Below are 20,050 nucleotides of genomic sequence, written 5' to 3' on the forward strand. Positions count from 1 at the left end.
AAGACAGAGAGGATCACCCGCATGTTGAACCGAATTTTGAGCTACACCCGCCGCTGTGTGGAGGACTACGACATGATCCAGGAAGGTGACCGGATCGCCGTGGGGGTCTCCGGCGGCAAGGACTCCCTCACCCTCCTGGCCGCCCTGGCCAAGCTGGCGGACTTTTACCCCAAACACTTCACCGTGGAGGCCTTCACCCTGGACATGGGCCACGTGGACGGCGGAGAGGGCATGGACTTCGCCCCTGTGGCGGCCTACTGCGAAAAGCTGGGCGTCCCCTACACCCTCCTCCCCTCCGAGATCCACCACATCATTTTTGACCTGCGCAAGGAGAAGAACCCCTGCTCCATGTGCGCCAAGATGCGCCGGGGCGCCCTCCACAACGCCATCCGGGAACGGGGCATCACCAAGATCGCCCTGGGTCACCACTTCGACGACGCCATCGAGACCTTTTTCCTCTCCCTCTTTTACGAGGGGCGCATCTCTTGTTTCCAGCCGGTGACCTACCTGGACCGCATGGGTATCACCCAGATCCGCCCCCTCCTCTACTGCTCGGAGTGGATGCTTCGGAAGGCCGCCGAGGTGGAGGAGCTGCCGGTGGTCTTCAACCCCTGTCCCGCCGACGGCTACACCAAGCGCCAGGAGGTCAAGGAACTCATCCGCACCCTCTCCAAGGACTACCCGGACCTGCGGGAAAAGGTCTTTTCCGCCATGCAGCGCCTCCCCCTCCCCGCCTGGGAGCCTCAGGACCACCGCCGCCGTCCTCTGGCCGAGGACCAATCCCTCTGAAACGCAAAACCGCCGCTGGCCTATGGCCAGCGGCGGTTTTCTTTTTCAGATTCAGGCCCGGACACCCGCATGCACACCCAGCTTTCGGAGCACATAGGCGGAATCGGTAACAACATTCACCGGCTTGGTGAAGTCCAGAGTGAACAGTCCCAGAGAAGACCGGGCATCCACCATAATGGAACCATCCGGGGAGTGAACATACACAGGCTCATCCACCTTGCAGGCCAGCTGCTGCAGCTTATAGAGTTCCTGAATAGAATCAATTCGAATGGGTACGATCATGGTCAAAACCTCCTAACAAAAGGATGTGGAACAATACCGCCGCCGTTCTGCTCTATGGGACCAAACCTTTCCGGGTCAGCCACGCCGACGCGTCAAAGGGAGGCGCTTGATTGGTCCACTTCCCTTTTGACAGCCAGAGTATACCACGGTCTATATTCTAGCGCAATCGTCAGGATAACTAAAATTAGAAGTCTATTTTACTTTCGTTTGAATCTATTTCTATTTGCGTTAGTCAGTTTTTACGAATTTTAATTGGTAGTACCATTTCTTTTGTGCAGGTTACAAAAAGACGCGGCGGGAGCTTTTCCCGCCGCGTCTTACATCTTTTCACTGGATTTACTTCATCAGGGAGCAGACCAGCTCAGTATACTTGGCCGGGTCCTCCAGCGGGAAGCCGACAATGAGCAGAGCCTGCTGGTAGAGGAGCTCTGCGTAGGTCTTGGCCTTTTCCTTATCCTCTGTCAGAGCAGAGCGGAGGGCGGCAAAAGCGCCGGAGTCGGGGTTGAGTTCCAGGACCCGTGCGGCCTTCATCTCCTTGGCGGCGTTGGGGTCCACTTTCTGGAAGTACTTCTCCATCTCCAGGGAGACGGGGCCGTCGGCGGTCATGCACACCGGGGCCGTCTTGAGGATCTTGGAGATACGGACGTTCTTGACCCGCTCGCCCAGGGTCTCCTTCACAAAGTCCAGCACGTCCTTATTCTCCTCGGCCTTCTTTTCGGTCTCGGCCTTCTCCTCGTCGGACTGGGGCAGGGCGTCGTCGTCGTTGACGTTCTTCAGGGCCTTGCCGTCCACCTCGCCCAGGGTGTTCATAACGAACTCGTCCACCTCCTCGGTGAGGTAGAGGATCTCGTAGCCCTTGTCCAGGATGCGCTCGGCCTGGGGCAGCTTGGCCGCCTGCTCCACGCTCTCAGATTGGAGGAAGTAGATATACTGCTGGTCCTCGCTCATCCGCTCTTTGTAGGCGGCCAGAGAGGTGTTCTTGCCCTCCTTGGAGGACCAGAACAGCAGCAGGTCCTTCAGCAGCTCCTTGTGGGCGCCGTAGTCGGAGACCACGCCGTACTTCACCTGGCGGCCGAAGGCGGACCAGAACTTCTCATACTTCTCAGTATCGTCCTTCTGGAGCTTGAGGAGCTCGGCCTTCACCTTCTTCTCCAGGTTGGTGGAGATGACCTTCAGCACCCGGGTGTGCTGGAGCATTTCACGGGAAATGTTCAGGGACAGGTCGGGGGAATCCACCACGCCGCGGATGAAGGAGAAGTGGTCGGGCACCAGATCGGCGCACTTGTCCATGATGAGGACACCGGAGGAGTAGAGCTGGAGGCCCTTCTCGTAGTCACGGCTATAGTAGTTGAAGGGGGCGTGGGCGGGGATAAAGAGCAGAGCGGTGTATTCCACGGCGCCCTCGGCCTTCACGTGGATGACGGCCAGGGGGTCCTCCCAGTCACCGAACTTCTCCTTATAAAACTCGTTGTACTCCTCGGGCTTGACCTCGTTCTTGGGCCGCTGCCAGATGGGCACCATGGAGTTCAGGGTCTCCCACTCCTTGTGGGTCTCGTACTCCGTCTTGTAGTCCTCCCCGGCGTCCTCCGGCTTGGGCTTCATATGGGTGTGCTCCATCTCCATGACGATAGGGTAGTGGATGTAGTCGGAGTACTTCTTCACCAGGTCGTCCAGGCGGTACTGCTGGAGGTACTGGTCATAGTCCTCGTCCTCGGTGTTGGCCTTGATGTGAAGGATAACGTCGGTACCCACCATCTCCTTCTCGCACTCGGTGATGGTGTAGCCGTCGGCGCCGGAGGACTCCCACTTCCAGGCGGTGTCCTCACCGTAGGCCTTGGAGATCACGGTGACCTGGTCGGCCACCATGAAGGCGGAGTAGAAGCCCACGCCAAACTGGCCGATGATGTCGGCCACGTTCTGGTCCTCGCTGCCCTCCTTGGCGGCCATCTCCTGCTTGAACTGGAGGGAGCCACTGCGGGCGATGGTGCCCAGGTTGGACTCCATCTCCTCCTTGGTCATGCCGATGCCGTTGTCGCTGATGGTGAGGGTGCGCCCCTCCTTGTCGGGGATCAGCCGGATCTTGAAGTCGGAGCGGTTCAGGCCTACCTGGTCATCGGTTAGGGCCTTGTAGGCCAGCTTGTCCACCGCGTCGCTGGCGTTGGAGATGAGCTCCCGGAGAAAGATCTCCTTGTGGGTGTAGATTGAGTTGATCATCAGGTCCAACAGCCGCTTGGACTCCGCCTTGAATTGTTTCTTCGCCATGGTACATGCCTCCATATATGTGAATCTTCTTAAAAAACGATAGGTTAGCACTCTCCACTTTTGAGTGCTAACCTATCATAGTCCTTCGTACGCGATTTTTCAAGAGGGTTCAAGAAATGTTTACAAATTATCCGGCGGCAGAGATATTCATGGCGGCCTGAAGGTCCTCCAGGTGCACCTCCTTTCCCCAGCTGGCCTCGATAAACTCGATGACACTCTCCCCGAAGGAGAGACCCACCGGTTCATCGTCCAGGGTCACCAGGTAGACGTTCTGCCAGTCCAGGCCGTGGACCCGGAGGGCACTGTCCACATAGGCCCCGCCGGCCAGCACATGAGGAGCCAGCTCCGGTGGGTCCGTGACAAAGACCGCCCCCATTCGGAAGGCCACGGCCCCCTTGCCCGATTCCTTCGTGGTGCCCAGCACCCCCAAAAACTCAGTGAGCTCCCAGGCGGTGTAGCCCGCGTCCCGGACCTCTTCCAGACGGTCGTCGTAATAGCCGTCCACCAGGTCCCGGTATTTTTCATAATAGTACTCGTTGATAAAACCCTCCCGGTCACAGCTGGTGCGCAGGAGCTGGTAGAGGGCCGCGTCCTCCAGGTGGACCCTGCCGTCGGGCAGGTTTTCTCCGCCAAAGATCTCCACTACATTCTCCTCCAAACCGGCCTGGAGGTGGAGGGCATCCTCCCCGGAGTATACCCCCTGGTTTTTGGGGGCGATGTAGCAGTCCAGAGACCACACCACATCGGTGTCCGAGCCGTTGAGGGTGAGGTCGGCATGGTCGATGGGGTGGGCCGCTGCCTCGTTCAGCATGGCCGCCAGGGTGGTGTTGTCCGGTGGCTCGTTGGGCCCATATTGACTCACCTCGCCGATGTCCTCCTCTGTCAGACCAGCGAGCAGGTCCAGCAGGCTGGTTTCCGCCGTGGCGGTCTCTGTGGGCGCCGTTCCCTCCGCCGCGGGCCCGCAGGCACAGAGGACGAGCAGCAGCGCCCCGGACAGCATCAGGGGCAAGGTTCTTTTTTTCATGCCAATCCCGCCTTTCCCCCTCAGATTACCATAGGTCGAGGAAAAATGGGTGACAAAAAGGTATCATTCGGCGGCAACGGAAATGGAGAAGTGCTGGGAGTAGGACTGCTCCGCCCCCTCCTCCGGCAGGAGGAAGCCGCCCACCGGGCGATATCCGCTGTATGCCACCTCATTGGTGACGGTAAGCCCTGCCAGGGTAAATTGATAGTCCTCATAACTGTTGCCTATTTGATCTCCGGCCTGGTCCACCAGGGACAGCCAGTTAAAAAGGCCCGCCTCCGGCTGGGCGGCCAGCATGGCCAGAAGGGCAACTGTCTGCTCGGTTTCCGCCCCGTCCCAGAAATAATCCGGTTCTCTCTCATAGGTGAAGGAGACTCCGGTGAGTATGCCATCCTCGGTGGTCTCATAGTGAAAAATTGGGGGCGGATTACCCAGACTGGCGGTCCCCTGGAGCACCACCCAGTTACCGGTCATATCCAATGTAAGTCCATTGAGGTCATACTGCCGGAGCACATCATTATAGTTTTCCGCAAAGGTGCCGATCATCAGCGGACGCCGTACCGGAGGCATGATCAGCTGCAGCCCCAAAAGGAAGATCAGCCCAAACTCCAGTACCATCGCCCCCGCCCAGGCCAGGCCCCGGAGACCGCTCTCGTCACGGATGGTGTAGGAGAGCCCTTCGTCCCAGGGAAGGATCTCCCCATCGTCGCAGGCCCGGTAGCTCTTGTAGTTGCGATAGAGCTGATAACCGGGGAGGCACCAGCCCTCGCCGTACCCGAAAAGGGCAGACAGGCGGGCGGCAGCCTCCCGGAAGGTGAGCTTTCCCCCGTGGGCGTTGCGGACTTTGAGGCCAAAGATCCACTTGCCTGGGGTGGTGCCCCAAGTAGAGAGAAAATGGGGCTCCAGCAGGAACTGGACGCCCCAGGCCAGGTAGCTCTGGACCAGGGTGATCAGAAGCCCCTCCCCGAAGGTGAAGCGCAGCGTAAACACCAGGAGGGCATCCAGCAGCAGGACGCACAGGCTGTGGTCCAGCAGCCGGGCCAGGTACCGCCGCCAGGGGTGGCGGACCACGGGCAGGCTGTCGGCGGCGGGCGGCGCTAGGGTGACCCCCGTCTCCCCCAGCTTGTCCAGCTCTTCTAGATAGCGCCCGGCATCCAGGGCGGCGTACTCCGCCCCCTCCAGCTCCATGGTCCGGCACAGGGTCCGGGCGGCCTCCCGCTCGGCGGCCTCCCGGCGCAGCCGCTCCTCCTGGGCCCGGAGGGCGTCGCTCAACCGCAGCTCCCCCGCCTGGAGGGCCTTGATGTCCTCCAGGGGAAGGCCCAGGGCCCGGAGCAGCTTGATCCGCCGCAGAGTCTCCAGATCGGCCTCCGAGTAGTCCCGGTAGCCGTTGGCCAGCCGTTCCGGCGAGAGCAGCCCCTCCTTTTCGTAAAAGCGGATGCTGGCCCGAGGCAGATCCAGGGCCGCCTCCAGCTGGGATACGTTCATGACATAGCCTCCCTTCCAAGGCCAGTATAAGGGGTAAAGCTGGTTTACAGTCAAGACTTTTCCCAAAAAAGGATGTAAAATAGTGAAAAAGGTCCGTCGCGGAACACGCAGCGGACCTTTTTCTCTTTACACTCGCACCGGGGGCAGAGCGGCGATCACGGCCTCCGCCATCAGGCGGTGGCCCTCCTTGTCGGGATGGAGACCATCCAGATAGTGGGCGTGCCCCTCCGGTGGCAGCAGGCCGGGGACGGTGAAGTCCACCGTTTTGAACCCAAAGGTACCGGCGAACCGTACCAGCCAATCCCGGTAGGCAGCAAAGATGGGCAGAAGGCTTTGATAGTCAGTGACCGAAAGCCAGGGCTCCGGGATCCCCTCGGCGTACACCGGCGTGGGCAGGCCGATCATGGGGCGGATGCGGTTGGCCACCGCCTGGTTGGCCATGGCGGTCAGGTTGAGCCGGGCCGGGGCGTCGCTGCCGCCAAAAATGATGTCGTTGGCGCCCCCCATCAGGAGGACCCGGTCCGGCTGTTCGCCGAGCACATCCCCGCCGAACCGGGCAAGCATGCCGCCGGTGGTGTCTCCGTTGATGCCCCGGTTCACCAGGGTATGGCCGGTGGCCTCCGCCGCCAGGCTCACCCAGCAGTCCCTGCGGGGGACGCCGTAGCCGTAGGTCAGGCTATCCCCCAGGCAGACGATCTTCACTTCTTCAGCGCCAGAGCGGCCTTGACCTTGGCCACGATGCCATCGGCGGTGAGGCCGTAGGCGGCCAGAACCTCAGAGGCCTTGCCGGAGCGGCCGAAGACGTCCTCCACTCCGTGGCGGACCACCGGCACCGGGCAGATACCGGAGAGGTACTCGGCCACTGCGGAGCCCAGCCCGCCCACGATGTTGTGCTCCTCGGTGGTGACGATACACCCGGTCTCTTTGGCGGCCTTGAGGACCAGCTCCTCGTCCAGGGGCTTCACGGTGTGCATGTCGATGACCCGGGCCTGGATGCCCTCGGCGGCCAGGGTCTCGGCGGCCTTCATGGCCTCCTGGACCATGAGGCCCACGGCGATGATGGTAACGTCGCCGCCATCCCGGAGGGTGACGCCCTTGCCCAGCTGGAAGGCATAGCCGGGCAGGTCTCCGGTCAGGTCCTCCACGGCGGAGCGGCCCAGGCGCAGGTAGGCGGGGCCGTCATAGTCCATGAGGGCCTTGACGGCGGCCTTCATCTCGGTGCCGTCGCAGGGGCAGCACACCACCATGCCGGGGATGGCCCGCATGACGGCCATATCCTCACAGGCCTGGTGGGTGGCGCCGTCCTCGCCCACGGAGAGGCCGCCGTGGGAGCCCACCACCGTCACGTTGAGGTGGGGGTAGGCGATGGAGTTGCGGACCTGCTCAAAGGCACGGCCGGAGGCAAAGATGGCAAAGCTGTTGGCAAAGGCCTTCTTGCCGGCGGCGGCCAGACCGGCGGCCACGGTCATCATATTGCCCTCGGCGATGCCCATGTTGAAGAACCGGTCGGGGTAGGCCTTGGCAAAGCCCTTGGTCATGGTGGAGCCGGAGAGGTCGGCGTCCAGAACCACCAGGTCGGGGTACTGTCCGCCCAGCTCTACGAGCGCGTCGCCGTAGGCGGCGCGGGTGGCGATCTTCTCTCCCATCTTACTTCCCCTCCAATTCCGCCAGACCGGCATTGAGCTCGGCCATGGCCTTTTCAAACTGCTCGTCGTTGGGCGCCTTGCCGTGCCAGCCGGGATCATTCTCCATGAAGGAGACACCCTTGCCCTTGACGGTACGGGCCAGGATCACGGTGGGCTTGCCCTTGCAGGCCGCAGCCTGCTCCAGGGCGTCGGCAATGGCGGCATGGTCATGGCCGTCCACCTTGAGCACGTTCCAGTTGAAGGCGGCGAATTTGGCATCCAGGGGCTCGGAGGGCATGACGTCGGCGGTCTTACCGTCGATCTGGAGGCCGTTGATGTCCACGAAGGCGCACAGGTTGTCCAGGTGGTACTTGGCGGCGGCCATGGCGGCCTCCCACACCTGGCCCTCCTCCACCTCACCGTCGCCCAGGACGGTATAGACCCGCCAGTCGGCCTTGTCCAGCTTGCCGGCCAGAGCCATGCCCACGGCGGCGGAGATTCCCTGGCCCAGGGAGCCGGTGGACATGTCCACACCGGGGACGTGGCGCATATCGGGGTGGCCGGACATGTGGCCCTTGATGGAACGGAAGAGCTTGCAGTCCTCCACGGGGAAGTAGCCCCGGAGGGCCAGCATGGCGTAGAGGGCGGGGGTGCAGTGGCCCTTGGAGAGGACGAAGCGGTCCCGTCCGGGGTCGGCCGGCTGCTTGGGATCTATCCGCATGGTATGGAAATAGAGGGTGGTCAGCAGGTCCATCACGGACAGCGAACCGCCGATGTGGCCGGAGCCCGCGGTGTGTACCATGTCCATGGCCAGGATGCGGGCGCGCTGCGCGGTCACGGCCAGCTCATGAGCGCGGGTCTGTTCCATTGGGATCATCCTTTCTTTCGGCGCCGCCGGATACGGCCGCCGTTCTTTCTGTCCCTAGTATAATCCATGCTCAGCCCCGGCGCAAGGCCCATTCCTGAGCACAAAACCCTTGCGTCCGCCGAATCCCCGTGGTATAGTGTGGGTACCCTATCCATACAGGAGGTAATAAAAATGACCCGCTTTTCTCACCGTGTCCTGGCTACGGCCACCGCGCTGACGGTGCTGAGCACCGGCGCTTCCGCCTTTGCCGCGGAGTCCGCCGAGACCACTGCCGCCCCCGAGGCCGCCGAGAGCGCCATTGCCGTGCAGCTGGACGGCAAGGACCTGACCTTCACCGACGCCGTTCCCCAGGTGAAGGACGAGCGCACCTTCCTCCCCTTCCGGGCCGTCTTTGAGGCCATGGGCGCTGAGGTGAGCTATGACGCCGCCGCCAACCAGGTCTCCGCCACCCGTGACGGCACCACCGTCACCATGACCCTGGACTCCACCGAGGCCACCGTCACCACCGGCGACGTGACCACCACCCTGGCCATGGACGTAGCCCCCTATGCCGCCCAGAACCGCACCTACGTCCCCGTCCGCTTCGCCGCCCAGGCCTTCGGCTGCGCCGTGGGCTGGGACCAGGACGACAGCACCGTCATCCTGGTGGACACCCAGAAGCTCCTGGAGGACGCCAAGGCCGACAACACCTATACTTATCTGGACAAGTACCTGGCCTACAATGAGCAGTTCATGACCGGCAACTGGGAGATGAAGGCCGACTTTGACGCCTCCGCCACCGTGCTGGGCATGGGCCCCGCCACCCTGGAGGGCACCATGAGCGGTATTTCCGCCGGCTCCACCCAGGTGGAGGCCGCCATGACCATGAAGATGGACCTGAAGGCCCTCATCGACGGCTTTAACGGCCTGGTGTCCGCCGGCACTGAGACCGAGGGCACCGTGGACGCCGAGGCTCAGGCCAAGACCGACGCCCTGCTGAAGGCCCTGAAGGAGGACGGCATCTCCATGGAGCTCCGGGGCGACCTGGGTACCGGCATGCTCTACTTCACCCTGTCCGGCGACATCCTGGCCGACGCCGGCATCCCTGCAGACAGCTGGATCTCCATGGACATGGGCGCTCTGTACGGCGCCATGGGTATGGACTACACCGCCCTGATCGACGCCTCCAAGACCCTGGACCCCAACGCCCTGCTCCAGACCTCCCTGAGCGGCATGACCCTCACCGACAAGGATGCCGACTACGCCGCCGTCTCCGCCCTGGTGGAGGGCGTGGCCAAGTTCCTGGCCGATGACTCCTTCGTGAAGGACGGCAGCAACTACACCACCACCTACACCCTGAATCAGGCCGGCTCCGACGTCACCATCGCCTTCACCCTGCTGATGAAGGACGACGCTGTGGTGGGCTATGACCTGACCATGAAAGCCACTTCCGGCGGCGACGACGAGACCGGCATCCCCGCCATGGCCATGGACATGAAGGCCGGCATGGACGCCGACAACAACATGACTGTCTCCATGACTCTGGACTCCAACAACATGCTGGACCTGAGCCTGGAGATGACCGGCAGCTATGCCACCACCGACAAGGCTCCCGAGCTCACTCCCCCCGCTGACGCCACCGTGATCCCCTACGAGCAGCTGCTCACCGGCACTGCCGAGCAGGCGTAAGCACCACCTCTGAAAGCAGAAGGCAGCCCTCCCCATGATGGGGAGGGCTGCCGTTTTTTATGCCGCTCTGGGCCGGGGCACAGGACGGAACTGAGGCGCCTGCTGGCTCTGGAAGGCGGCTGGGTCGGGGTACAAACGGAGAAGCTCCGCCACGGCACACACCTTGTCCACACAGCTCACAACCAGAGACTCCAGGTAGCGGTAGGGCCGGAGCGTCAGCGGCCACATATGCTTGACGATGATGTCCCGCTCCTTCTCACTGAGGGAAAAGAAGGTCTCGGCATTTTTCAGCGCCGTTTTGGGATGCTCGGTGCCGTGCCACTTGCCGTTGGGCGCCCTCTGGCCGGTCCAGTCATAGAGGTAGAGGTCGTGGAGCAGTCCGCCCCGGGCGGCGGCGCAGGCGTCCAGCCCCATCCGCAGGCACACCCGCCAGCTCCAGTAGGACACCCACACACTGTGGTGAAAGCAGCTAAAGCCCTTGGTGTGCTGGGGCAGCCGCTCCATGGCCCGGACGGCCAGATGGTCCATGAGATCAGCCACTGCGGTCAGGTACGTCTCATATTCAAAAAAGGTCCACATATGCGGTTCCTCCTTTTTTCGTTTTCCATAGCATACCCCATCTTCTTTGAAAAACCTTTTTCCCTGGATTAAGAATTCCTTACGGGACACGCAAAAAAGAGAGAACCTAGTTTTAGCACTCTCAAATCAAGAGTGCTAATATTTACAATTTAGACATAATTATATGTATATTTGTTCACAGACCTGAGCGTATACTAGGTCCAGAAACAAAGAGAAAGGGTTGGTTCCCAAGGGAATGTGACCCTGGAAAGAGGATGGTTTTCATGGCAGATGCAAGATTCTAGCAATTCATCCGATAGACTGCTAACGCAACCTGATCTTTGAAAGGAGCCTTTGATATGTTTGGTATGATCCCCTTTGAGCGCAGTGACGACAACTTTTTCGACCTGTTTGATAATTTCGAGCGTAAGTTCTTCGGCAACAGCAACGCCGCCATTCCCGATTTCCGCACCGATATCCGCGACGCCGGCGACCGTTTTGTTTTAGAAGCAGAGCTGCCCGGCTTCAACAAGGAGGACATCAAGCTGGATGTGAAGGACGGCATCCTCACCATCTCTGCCCAGCACACTGAGAACAAGGACGAGAAGGACGACAAGGGCAGCTACATCCGCCGTGAGCGCCGCTATGGTTCTTTCACCCGTTCCTTTGACATCACCGGCGTGGATGACGAGCACATCACCGCCTCCTACAACAACGGTGTGCTGGAGCTGAACCTGCCCAAGGCTGTGCCTGTGGTACCTGAGGCCAAGCGCATCGCCATCGAGTAAAGACCTGGCGAAGGAGCCGGTCGGCAGGGCCGACCGGCTCCTCAGGTTGTCGAAAAAGGGCATATACGTCAGATTTTGTGCAAGAGCCTCGCAGAGTTCCGTCGTCCGCAGACGACGGAATCAAGTACAGTCTGTTTTTTCAGGGGACATGTGCCTCGGAAAAAACACTGCTCAGGCCGCAAACGTGCGAGCGAAGCGAGTGCGATGCAGCGGCCTGCATCTTTTCGAAAAAATGCCTGCATTTTTGAGAGAGCCTGTCGACTTTGTCGACAGGCTCAGGAGCCGGTCGGCAGGGCCGACCGGCTCCTTTTCGGTGTGGAGGTGTCAGGCGTGCCCCCCCTGCAGTGGAAGATCATGGTTTTTCCCTTGCCTTCCAGTGGGGACAGGTCTGATCCGGGCTGGGGTGCTTCCCACACCGGGGCACATGACAGTGCCCATACCACAGAGGCCAGAATTTTCCGCACTCCACCATCACATAGTGCTGCCGGTAATGGGCGCATGTGCCGCAGACCTCTTTTTCCACAATGTACTTGGCGTTTGATTTCATGGTTTCTTTCACCTCGCTACAATACTATCATAAAGAAAAGGACACACTTGATTTTACCAATATTACTATTAAGATATAGTAAATTACACCCGAAAGGATGTGACTTCTCATGAACATGAATCAGTTTACCCAGAAATCTCTGGAGGCGGTGCAGTCGGCCCAGGCCATCGCCCAGGAATACGGAAACCAGCAGATCGAGCAGGCCCACTTCCTCTACGCCCTGCTGGAGCAGGAGAACGGCCTTATTCCCCAGCTGTTGGGCAATATGGGCATCACCTTCCCCAGCTTTGAGGCCGCCGCCCGCAAGCAGGTGGAGGACCTGCCCCGGGTGACCGTGAGCGGCGGCCGGGAGGCCGGCAAGGTCTACATCGCCCCCGATGTGGACAAGGTCATGAACGGCGCCGAGTCCATCGCCAAGAGCATGAAGGACGAGTATATCTCGGTGGAGCACCTCTTCCTTGCCCTCATCAAGCACGCCAACTCCGGCCTCAAGGACCTCTTCCGCACCTACAACATCACCAAGGAGGGCGTGCTCAAGGCTCTCTCCGCCGTCCGGGGCAACCAGCGGGTGACCTCCGACAACCCGGAGGAGACCTACGACGCCCTGAAGAAGTACGGCTCCGACCTGGTGGAGCGGGCCCGTCAGAACAAGCTGGACCCCGTCATCGGCCGTGACGACGAGATCCGCAACGTCATCCGTATCCTCAGCCGCAAGAGCAAGAACAACCCCGTCCTCATCGGCGAGCCCGGCGTGGGCAAGACCGCCATCGCCGAGGGCCTGGCCCAGCGGATCGTGAAGGGCGATGTGCCCGGCTCCCTAAAGGACAAGACCATCTTCGCTCTGGACATGGGCTCCCTCATCGCCGGCGCCAAGTACCGCGGCGAGTTCGAGGAGCGGCTGAAGGCCGTCCTCACCGAGGTCAAGAAGTCCGATGGCCGCATCATCCTCTTCATCGATGAGCTCCACACCATCGTGGGCGCCGGCAAGACCGAGGGCGCCATGGACGCCGGCAACCTCTTAAAGCCCATGCTGGCCCGGGGCGAGCTCCACTGCATCGGCGCCACCACCCTCAACGAGTACCGCCAGTATATCGAGAAGGACGCCGCCCTGGAGCGCCGGTTCCAGCCCGTCATGGTGAACGAGCCCTCCGTGGAGGACACCATCGCCATCCTCCGTGGCCTGAAGGAGCGCTATGAGGTGTTCCACGGCGTGAAGATCACCGACGGCGCCATCATTGCCGCCGCCACCCTCTCCAACCGCTATATCACCGACCGTTTCCTCCCCGACAAAGCCATCGACCTGGTGGATGAGGCCTGCGCCATGATCCGCACCGAGATCGACTCCATGCCCACCGAGCTGGACGTCATTCAGCGCAAGATCATCCAGCATCAGATCGAGGAGGCCGCTCTGAAGAAGGAGGACGACCCCCTGTCCAAGGAGCACCTGGCCGAGATCCAAAAGGAACTGGCCGAGATGCGGGACGAGTTCAACGCCAAGAAGGCCCAGTGGGAGAATGAGAAGAACGCCATCGGCAAGGTCCAGAAGCTCCGCGAGGACCTGGAAGCCGCCAACGCCCAGCTGGAGAAGGCCCAACGGGAGTACGACCTCAACAAGGCCGCCGAGCTCCAGTACGGCAAGATCCCCGAGCTGAAAAAGCAGCTGGAGATCGAGGAGGGCTATGCCCAGCAGTCCAAGGAGGACTCCCTCCTGCGGGATAAGGTCACCGAGGAGGAGATCGCCCGCATCATCCAGCGGTGGACCGGCATCCCCGTCAGCAAGCTCATGGAGGGCGAGCGCGAAAAGCTCCTCCACCTGGAGGACATCCTCCACCAGCGGGTGGTGGGCCAGGACGAGGCCGTGCGCCTGGTGTCCGAGGCCATTCTGAGAAGCCGCGCCGGCATCGCCGACCCCAACAAGCCCATTGGCTCCTTCCTCTTCCTGGGCCCCACCGGCGTGGGCAAGACGGAGCTGGCCAAGACCTTGGCTGAGGCCCTGTTCGACTCTGAGAAGAATATGGTGCGGATCGATATGTCCGAGTACATGGAGAAATTCTCCGTGTCCCGTCTCATCGGCGCCCCTCCGGGATACGTGGGCTATGAGGAGGGCGGCCAGCTCACCGAGGCCGTCCGCCGTCAGCCCTATTCCGTGGTCCTCTTCGATGAGGTGGAGAAGGCCCACCCCGACGTCTTCAACATCCTCCTGCAGGTGCTGGACGACGGCCGGATCACCGACAGCCAGGGCCGCACCGTGGACTTCAAGAACACCATTATCATCCTGACCTCCAACCTGGGCTCTCAGTTCCTGCTGGATGGCATCGATGAAAACGGTGAGATCAGCCAGAGCGCTAAGGACCAGGTCAACGACCTTCTGAAGCACTCCTTCCGGCCCGAGTTCCTCAACCGGCTGGACGAGATCGTCTTCTACAAGCCCCTCACCAAGGACAACATCACCCACATCATCGACCTCATGGTGGACGGCATCAACCGCCGCCTGGAGGACAAACAGCTCAAGGTGCAGCTCACCGCCGCCGCCAAGGACTTCATCATCGACAGCGCCTACGACCCCATCTACGGCGCCCGTCCTCTGCGCCGCTACCTGCAGCACAGCGTGGAGACCCTCATCAGCCGGAAGATCATTGCCGGCGAGGTGGAGTCCGGCGACACCCTCGTCGTGGACTGCAAGAATGGCGAACTTACTGTCTCCGCCTCCCAGGTCCTCACCGGCGAGGTGGTGGACGGCTAATTCCCTTTCTGCCCGTACAGATCAGCAGGACCTTCCGGTTTGGCCGGAGGGTCCTGTTTTTATATTTTTTCGCTCGAAATTTTCCACACCTTCTCTTGAAAGTCCGGTTCTGTCCGTCTATTGTGGACTTTTGTCCACTTTAACAAAGCAGGGCGAAAAAGTCCCTCCGCGGCTGTGCGTTCTGACAAGTTTTGCATCAACAGAAGAAACAGATTGCAAATTCAACCTTTTCGGCGTATAATCATACACAGCTATAATCGGTCGTGAAACGCCGGCAAGGGTTGTCTGGCGGCGGGGCAGGCGGTTTTTCGCCCGCCCTTTTTTTCGCAACACGACCCACCTTTGAATGAAAGGAAGGGACCCCGAAGTGTCAGAATGCAAGTTCCAGAAGGTCCTGGCTGCAAACCGTGGAGAGATCGCCATCCGCATCTTCCGCGCCTGTTACGACCTGGGCCTGCGCACCGTGGCCATGTACTCCAACGAGGATACCTTCGCCCTGTTCCGCACCCGGGCCGACGAGGCCTACCGCATCGGTGAGAGCAAATCCCCCCTGGGAGCCTACCTGGATATCCCGGGCATCATCGACCTGGCCAAGCGCCGGCACGTGGACGCCATCCACCCCGGTTATGGGTTCCTCTCCGAGAACGCCGAGTTCGCCAAGGCCTGTGAGGATGCCGGTATCACCTTCATCGGCCCCAGCTCCAAGATCCTGGCCCAGATGGGCGACAAGCTGGCGGCCAAGGCCACGGCCCTGGCCTGCGGCGTGCCCACCATCCCCGGCTCCACCGAGCCCCTGAAGAGCGCCGACGAAGCCCTGGAGAAGGCCATCTCCTACGGCTTCCCCATCATCCTCAAGGCGGCCGCCGGCGGCGGCGGCCGGGGCATGCGCCGCTGTGACACCCCGGAGGAGGTCAAACCCGCCTTCGAGCTGGTCCAGGGCGAGGCCCGTAAGGCCTTCGGCAACGACGACATCTTTATTGAAAAGTACCTGGTGGAGCCCAAGCACATCGAGGTCCAGATCCTGGGCGACCAGTACGGCAATGTGGTCCACCTGGGAGAGCGCGACTGCTCCCTCCAGCGCCGCTACCAGAAGGTGGTGGAGTTCGCCCCCGCCTGGAGCGTCCCCAAGGACACCCTGGAGAAGCTCCACACCGACGCCGTGAAGATCGCCAAGTACGTGGGCTACGTCAACGCCGGTACCGTGGAGTTCCTGGTGGACCGGGATGGAAACCACTATTTTATCGAGATGAACCCCCGCATCCAGGTGGAGCACACCGTCACCGAGCAGGTCACCGGTGTGGACCTGGTCCGGGCCCAGATCCTCATCGCCGAGGGCCACCCCCTCTCCCACCCCTACATCGGCATGGGCAAGCAGTCCGACCTGCGGATGAACGGCTACGCCATCCAGTGCCGGGTGACCACCGAGGACCCCGCCAACAACTTCGCCCCCGACACCGGCAAGATCACCGCCTACCGCTCCGGCGGCGGCTGCGGCGTCCGCCTGGACGGCGGCAACGCCTACACCGGCGCCATCATCTCCCCCTACTACGACTCCCTGCTGGTCAAGGTCACCACCTGGGACAACACCTTTGAGGGCGCCTGCCGCCGTGCCGCCCGTGCCGTCCGTGAGGAGCACATCCGGGGCGTCAAGACCAACATCCCCTTCATCAGCAACATCCTCGGTCACCCCACTTTTTTGGCCGGCAAGTGCCACACCAAATTCATCGACGAGACCCCTGAGCTCTTTGAGATGCAGTACGGCAAGGACCGCGCCACCAAGGTCCTCAAATACATCGCTCAGCGCCAGATCGAAAATCCCTCCGCGGAGCGGCCTCAGTTCGACATTCCCCGGTTCCCCACCGTCACCGGAGAGCGGGGCGCCGGTCTCAAGTCTCTGCTGGATGAAAAGGGCCCTGAAGCCCTCCGGGACTGGGTAAAGGCTCAGAAGAAGCTGCTCATCACCGACACCACCATGCGGGACGCCCACCAGTCCCTCCTCTCCACCCGTGTGCGTACCCGGGACCTGCTGCTGGGTGCCGACGGCACCTCCGAGATCCTCTCCGACGCCTTCTCCCTGGAAATGTGGGGCGGCGCCACCTTCGACGTGGCCTACCGTTTCCTCCACGAGTCCCCCTGGGAGCGGCTGGACCTCCTGCGGAAGAAGATCCCCAACATCCCCTTCCAGATGCTCCTCCGGGGCGCCAACGCCGTGGGCTACACCAACTATCCCGACAACCTCATCCGGGCCTTCGTCCAGGAGGCGGCCAAGAGCGGTATCGACATCTTCCGCATCTTCGACTCCCTCAACTGGATCCCCGGTATGGAGGTAGCCATGGACGAGGTGCTCAAGCAGGGCAAAGTCTGCGAGGCCACCATGTGCTACACCGGCAACATTCTGGACCCCAAGCGGGACCGCTATACCATTGAATACTACGTCAACATGGCCAAGGAGCTGGAGAAGCGGGGCGCCCATATCCTGTGCATCAAGGACATGTCCGGCCTGCTGAAGCCCTATGCCGCCAAGAAGCTGGTCAAGGCCCTGAAGGAAGAAGTGGGCCTGCCCATCCACCTCCACACCCACGACACCTCCGGCAACCAGGTGGCCACCTACCTCATGGCCGCCGAAGCCGGCGTGGACATCGTGGACTGCGCCATCGACTCCATGTCCTCCATGACCAGCCAGCCCTCCCTCAACGCCGTGGTCACCGCCCTCCAGGGACAGGAGCGGGACACCGGCCTGGACCCGGTCCGGCTTCAGGAGCTCTCCGACTACTGGTCCGACGTGCGCCTGCGGTACGCCTCCTTCGAGACCGGCATGAAGAACCCCTCCACCGATATCTACCGCTACGAGATGCCTGGCGGCCAGTACTCCAACCTGAAGTCCCAGGTGGAGAGCCTGGGCCTGGGCGGCCAGTTCGACGATGTAAAGAACATGTACACCCAGGTCAACCACATGCTGGGCGACATTGTCAAGGTGACCCCCTCCTCCAAGATGGTGGGCGACCTGGCCATCTTCATGGTCCAGCACGATCTGACCCCCGAAAACATTGTGGAAAAGGGCGAGGCCCTCACCTTCCCCGACTCGGTGGTGAGCTACTTCAAGGGCATGATGGGCCAGCCCGCATGGGGCTTCCCGGAGGACCTCCAGAAGGTGGTCCTCAAGGGCGAGGAACCCATCACCTGCCGTCCCGGCGAGCTGCTGGAGCCCATCGACTTTGAGGCCGTTCGGGAAAAGCTCCAGAACATGACCAAGGACCCCATCAACATGCGTGCCATCCTCTCTTACTGCCTCTATCCCAAGGTCTATGAGGAGTACCGCAGCCACCGTCAGGAGTACGGCTACATCATGCGCATGGGCAGCCACGTCTTCTTCAACGGCATGGCGCTGGGCGAGACCAACCTCATCAGCATTGAGGACGGCAAGACCCTGGTCATCAAGTACCTGGGCCTGGGCGACCTCAACGAGGACGGTACCCGGAATGTCCACTTCGACCTCAACGGCATGGGCCGCACCGTGGCCGTCCCCGACCCCAACGCCCAGGTCCAGGTCCACCCCGTGGTCATGGCCGACCCTGAGGACAAGGGCCAGGTGGGTGCCTCTATCCCCGGCATGGTCTCCAAGATCAGCGTCAAGCCCGGCGACCAGGTGGAGGAGAACCAGGTGGTGGCCGTCATCGAGGCCATGAAGATGGAGACCAGCGTGGTCTCCCGTATCTCCGGAACCGTGGACCAGCTCCTCGCCTCTGCCGGCGCCTCCGTCAAATCCGGCGAGCTTCTCCTCACCATCCTGCCCAACTAAGTCCCTCTTTTCTTTTCTGCTTTACTGTGCTATAATGCACACAATATCCCATTTTGTGGAGGAGCTGAGAAAACGTGATCCGTCATATGATCTTCTGGGATCTGGCCGACCCGAGCATGGACCGTTCGGAGCTGGCGGCCTTCCTGAAATCCACCTTCGATCCCATGGTGGGGGCTGTCCCCGGCCTGCGCTGCGCTCACATTGGCTTTGACCAGGGCATGGGCACCCACGACGTGGGCCTGTGCTGCGATCTGGACAGTCTGGAGGCCCTGGCCGCCTATCAGGACTATCCCCCCCATGTGGCCTTCAAGGGTTGGGCCAAGGAACACTTCAAAGAGCGCTGCTGCGTGGATCTGGAGGTGTCTGAATGAGCAATCTGCCTGAAAATATGGTACAGCTGGGCAGCCGCCGGAACATCATGCGTGAGATCCGGGAGTACGGTCTGATCCGTGCCCGGGAGGTGGGTGCCGAGAACGTGCTGGACTTCTCCTTGGGCAACCCCAGCGTCCCCCCACCGCCCCAGGTCAACGACACCATCCGGGCCATTCTGGACTCCCCCCAGGGGGACTCCATCCACGCCTACACCACCGCCCAGGGCGACCTGGCCGTCCGGGAGTCCCTGGCCGCCTCCCTGACCCGCCGCTTCGGCATGCACTACGGCCCCGACGACCTCTACATCACCGTGGGCGCCGCCGCCGGCCTGTGCTGCTGCTTCCGGGCTCTGGCCTGCCCCGGGGATGAGTTCGTCCTCATGGCCCCCTACTTCACCGAGTACGACATCTTCGTCCGCGGCAACGGCGGCATCCCCGTGGTGGTCCCCCCGGACTACGACACCTTCCAGCCCGACATGAAGGCCCTGGAGGCTGCCATCGGTCCCAAGACCAAGGCCCTGGTGGTCAACTCCCCCAACAACCCCTCCGGCGCCATCTACTCCGCCGAGACCCTCACCGCCATGGCCGACCTGCTGCGCCGGAAGGCCGCTGAGTACGGTCACCCCATCTACCTCATCTCCGACGAGCCCTACCGGGAGATCGTCTTCCAGGGCTTCACCGTGCCCTGGATTCCCAACTTCTACGACGACACCCTGGTGTGCTACTCTTACAGCAAATCCATCTCCCTCCCCGGCGAGCGTATTGGCTACGTGCTGGTGGGCGAGAAGGTGGCCGAGCACAAGGCCGTCTACGCCGCCATCTGCGGTGCCGGGCGGGTGCTGGGCTACGTCAACGCCCCCAGCCTTTTCCAGCGAGTGGCCGCCGCCTGTGACGGTCTGACCTCCGACCTGAGCATCTACCAGACCAACCGGGACCTGCTCTACAACGGTCTTACCTCCATGGGCTACACCTGCGTGGAGCCCGGCGGCACCTTCTATCTGCTGCTCAAGTCCCCGGTGCCCGACGCCAACGAGTTCTGCAAGCGTGCTCAGGCATACGACCTTCTCTTCCCGCCCACCGACGACTTCGCCTGCCCCGGCTGGTGCCGCATCGCCTTCTGCACCACCACCGAGCAGGTGCAAAAGGCCCTCCCCATCTTCAAGAAGCTAGCCGAGGAATACGGCCTCTAACAGCATAGAAAAAGACCGGAGCGACATGTGGCAGCATGTCGCTCCGGTCTT

15 protein-coding genes are annotated in these 20,050 nt (G+C 61.7%); 7 read left to right on the plus strand and 8 right to left on the minus strand.

Annotated features, from left to right (window positions below; genetic code table 11):
* Positions 1 to 21 precede the first annotated feature (21 nt).
* Positions 22 to 789, plus strand: a complete 768-nt coding sequence (locus E0E29_RS13560) for a tRNA lysidine(34) synthetase (protein ID WP_130850286.1) — start codon at positions 22 to 24, stop codon at positions 787 to 789.
* 51 nt (positions 790 to 840) lie between these two features.
* Here the strand turns inward: E0E29_RS13560 and E0E29_RS13565 are convergent, their stop codons facing one another.
* The 7 genes from E0E29_RS13565 to E0E29_RS13595 form a co-directional block, all read right to left on the minus strand.
* Positions 841 to 1,071 carry a hypothetical protein gene (locus E0E29_RS13565; protein WP_130850287.1) on the minus strand — a complete coding sequence of 77 codons (231 nt, stop codon included), beginning with the start codon at positions 1,069 to 1,071 and terminating at the stop codon, positions 841 to 843.
* A gap of 336 nt (positions 1,072 to 1,407) precedes the next feature.
* Positions 1,408 to 3,333, minus strand: a complete 1,926-nt coding sequence (gene htpG / locus E0E29_RS13570) for a molecular chaperone HtpG (protein WP_130850288.1) — start codon at positions 3,331 to 3,333, stop codon at positions 1,408 to 1,410.
* Positions 3,334 to 3,460: 127 nt separating this feature from the next.
* Positions 3,461 to 4,357 carry a hypothetical protein gene (locus tag E0E29_RS13575; RefSeq protein ID WP_130850289.1) on the minus strand — a complete coding sequence of 299 codons (897 nt, stop codon included), beginning with the start codon at positions 4,355 to 4,357 and terminating at the stop codon, positions 3,461 to 3,463.
* 63 nt (positions 4,358 to 4,420) lie between these two features.
* Positions 4,421 to 5,842, minus strand: coding sequence for a MerR family transcriptional regulator (locus E0E29_RS13580; RefSeq protein ID WP_130850290.1), 1,422 nt, complete (start codon positions 5,840 to 5,842; stop codon positions 4,421 to 4,423).
* Positions 5,843 to 5,968: 126 nt separating this feature from the next.
* Positions 5,969 to 6,544 carry a GDSL-type esterase/lipase family protein gene (locus E0E29_RS13585; RefSeq protein ID WP_130850291.1) on the minus strand — a complete coding sequence of 192 codons (576 nt, stop codon included), beginning with the start codon at positions 6,542 to 6,544 and terminating at the stop codon, positions 5,969 to 5,971.
* Positions 6,541 to 7,488, minus strand: a complete 948-nt coding sequence (locus tag E0E29_RS13590; RefSeq protein WP_130850292.1) for a transketolase family protein — start codon at positions 7,486 to 7,488, stop codon at positions 6,541 to 6,543. The genes E0E29_RS13585 and E0E29_RS13590 overlap by 4 nt, the downstream gene beginning before the upstream one ends.
* Before the next feature lies 1 nt (position 7,489).
* Positions 7,490 to 8,335: a transketolase gene (locus tag E0E29_RS13595; RefSeq protein WP_130850293.1), complete on the minus strand. Its 846-nt coding sequence runs from the start codon at positions 8,333 to 8,335 to the stop codon at positions 7,490 to 7,492.
* A gap of 171 nt (positions 8,336 to 8,506) precedes the next feature.
* Here E0E29_RS13595 and E0E29_RS13600 point away from each other — a divergent pair, with 171 nt between their 5' ends.
* On the plus strand, positions 8,507 to 10,003 hold the full coding sequence (locus E0E29_RS13600; RefSeq protein WP_130850294.1) for a copper amine oxidase N-terminal domain-containing protein: 1,497 nt from the start codon (positions 8,507 to 8,509) through the stop codon (positions 10,001 to 10,003).
* A gap of 57 nt (positions 10,004 to 10,060) precedes the next feature.
* On the opposite strand, the gene E0E29_RS13605 is transcribed toward E0E29_RS13600, so the two are convergent.
* Positions 10,061 to 10,582, minus strand: a complete 522-nt coding sequence (locus E0E29_RS13605) for an HD domain-containing protein (protein WP_207303609.1) — start codon at positions 10,580 to 10,582, stop codon at positions 10,061 to 10,063.
* A gap of 338 nt (positions 10,583 to 10,920) precedes the next feature.
* Here E0E29_RS13605 and E0E29_RS13610 point away from each other — a divergent pair, with 338 nt between their 5' ends.
* From E0E29_RS13610 to E0E29_RS13635, 5 genes are all read left to right on the plus strand, one after another.
* Positions 10,921 to 11,349, plus strand: a complete 429-nt coding sequence (locus E0E29_RS13610; protein ID WP_130850295.1) for an Hsp20/alpha crystallin family protein — start codon at positions 10,921 to 10,923, stop codon at positions 11,347 to 11,349.
* A gap of 656 nt (positions 11,350 to 12,005) precedes the next feature.
* Positions 12,006 to 14,639 carry an ATP-dependent chaperone ClpB gene (gene clpB / locus E0E29_RS13620; RefSeq protein WP_130850297.1) on the plus strand — a complete coding sequence of 878 codons (2,634 nt, stop codon included), beginning with the start codon at positions 12,006 to 12,008 and terminating at the stop codon, positions 14,637 to 14,639.
* Positions 14,640 to 14,985: 346 nt separating this feature from the next.
* Positions 14,986 to 18,438 (plus strand): pyruvate carboxylase, encoded by a 3,453-nt coding sequence (locus tag E0E29_RS13625; protein ID WP_207303610.1) that lies wholly within the window; start codon positions 14,986 to 14,988, stop codon positions 18,436 to 18,438.
* A 74-nt stretch (positions 18,439 to 18,512) separates the two neighbouring features.
* Complete coding sequence (locus E0E29_RS13630) at positions 18,513 to 18,809, plus strand: Dabb family protein (protein WP_130850299.1); 297 nt, start codon at positions 18,513 to 18,515, stop codon at positions 18,807 to 18,809.
* Positions 18,806 to 19,999 (plus strand): pyridoxal phosphate-dependent aminotransferase, encoded by a 1,194-nt coding sequence (locus E0E29_RS13635; protein ID WP_130850300.1) that lies wholly within the window; start codon positions 18,806 to 18,808, stop codon positions 19,997 to 19,999. Before E0E29_RS13630 ends, E0E29_RS13635 begins: the two co-directional genes overlap by 4 nt.
* Positions 20,000 to 20,050: the final 51 nt, after the last annotated feature.

Source organism: Intestinimonas timonensis (genome assembly GCF_900626145.1).
GTDB classification, from domain to species: Bacteria; Bacillota; Clostridia; order Oscillospirales; family Oscillospiraceae; genus Intestinimonas; species Intestinimonas aquisgranensis.

Bases quoted from the DNA above. Each gene is read 5' to 3' on its own strand.
- E0E29_RS13560 (WP_130850286.1), top strand. From the start codon at position 22: ATGTTGAACCGAATTTTGAGCTACACCCGCCGCTGTGTGGAGGACTAC.
- E0E29_RS13565 (WP_130850287.1), bottom strand. From the start codon at position 1,071: ATGATCGTACCCATTCGAATTGATTCTATTCAGGAACTCTATAAGCTG.
- htpG (WP_130850288.1), bottom strand. From the start codon at position 3,333: ATGGCGAAGAAACAATTCAAGGCGGAGTCCAAGCGGCTGTTGGACCTG.
- E0E29_RS13575 (WP_130850289.1), bottom strand. From the start codon at position 4,357: ATGAAAAAAAGAACCTTGCCCCTGATGCTGTCCGGGGCGCTGCTGCTC.
- E0E29_RS13580 (WP_130850290.1), bottom strand. From the start codon at position 5,842: ATGAACGTATCCCAGCTGGAGGCGGCCCTGGATCTGCCTCGGGCCAGC.
- E0E29_RS13590 (WP_130850292.1), bottom strand. From the start codon at position 7,488: ATGGGAGAGAAGATCGCCACCCGCGCCGCCTACGGCGACGCGCTCGTA.
- E0E29_RS13595 (WP_130850293.1), bottom strand. From the start codon at position 8,335: ATGGAACAGACCCGCGCTCATGAGCTGGCCGTGACCGCGCAGCGCGCC.
- E0E29_RS13600 (WP_130850294.1), top strand. From the start codon at position 8,507: ATGACCCGCTTTTCTCACCGTGTCCTGGCTACGGCCACCGCGCTGACG.
- E0E29_RS13605 (WP_207303609.1), bottom strand. From the start codon at position 10,582: ATGTGGACCTTTTTTGAATATGAGACGTACCTGACCGCAGTGGCTGAT.
- E0E29_RS13610 (WP_130850295.1), top strand. From the start codon at position 10,921: ATGTTTGGTATGATCCCCTTTGAGCGCAGTGACGACAACTTTTTCGAC.
- clpB (WP_130850297.1), top strand. From the start codon at position 12,006: ATGAACATGAATCAGTTTACCCAGAAATCTCTGGAGGCGGTGCAGTCG.
- E0E29_RS13625 (WP_207303610.1), top strand. From the start codon at position 14,986: ATGAAAGGAAGGGACCCCGAAGTGTCAGAATGCAAGTTCCAGAAGGTC.
- E0E29_RS13635 (WP_130850300.1), top strand. From the start codon at position 18,806: ATGAGCAATCTGCCTGAAAATATGGTACAGCTGGGCAGCCGCCGGAAC.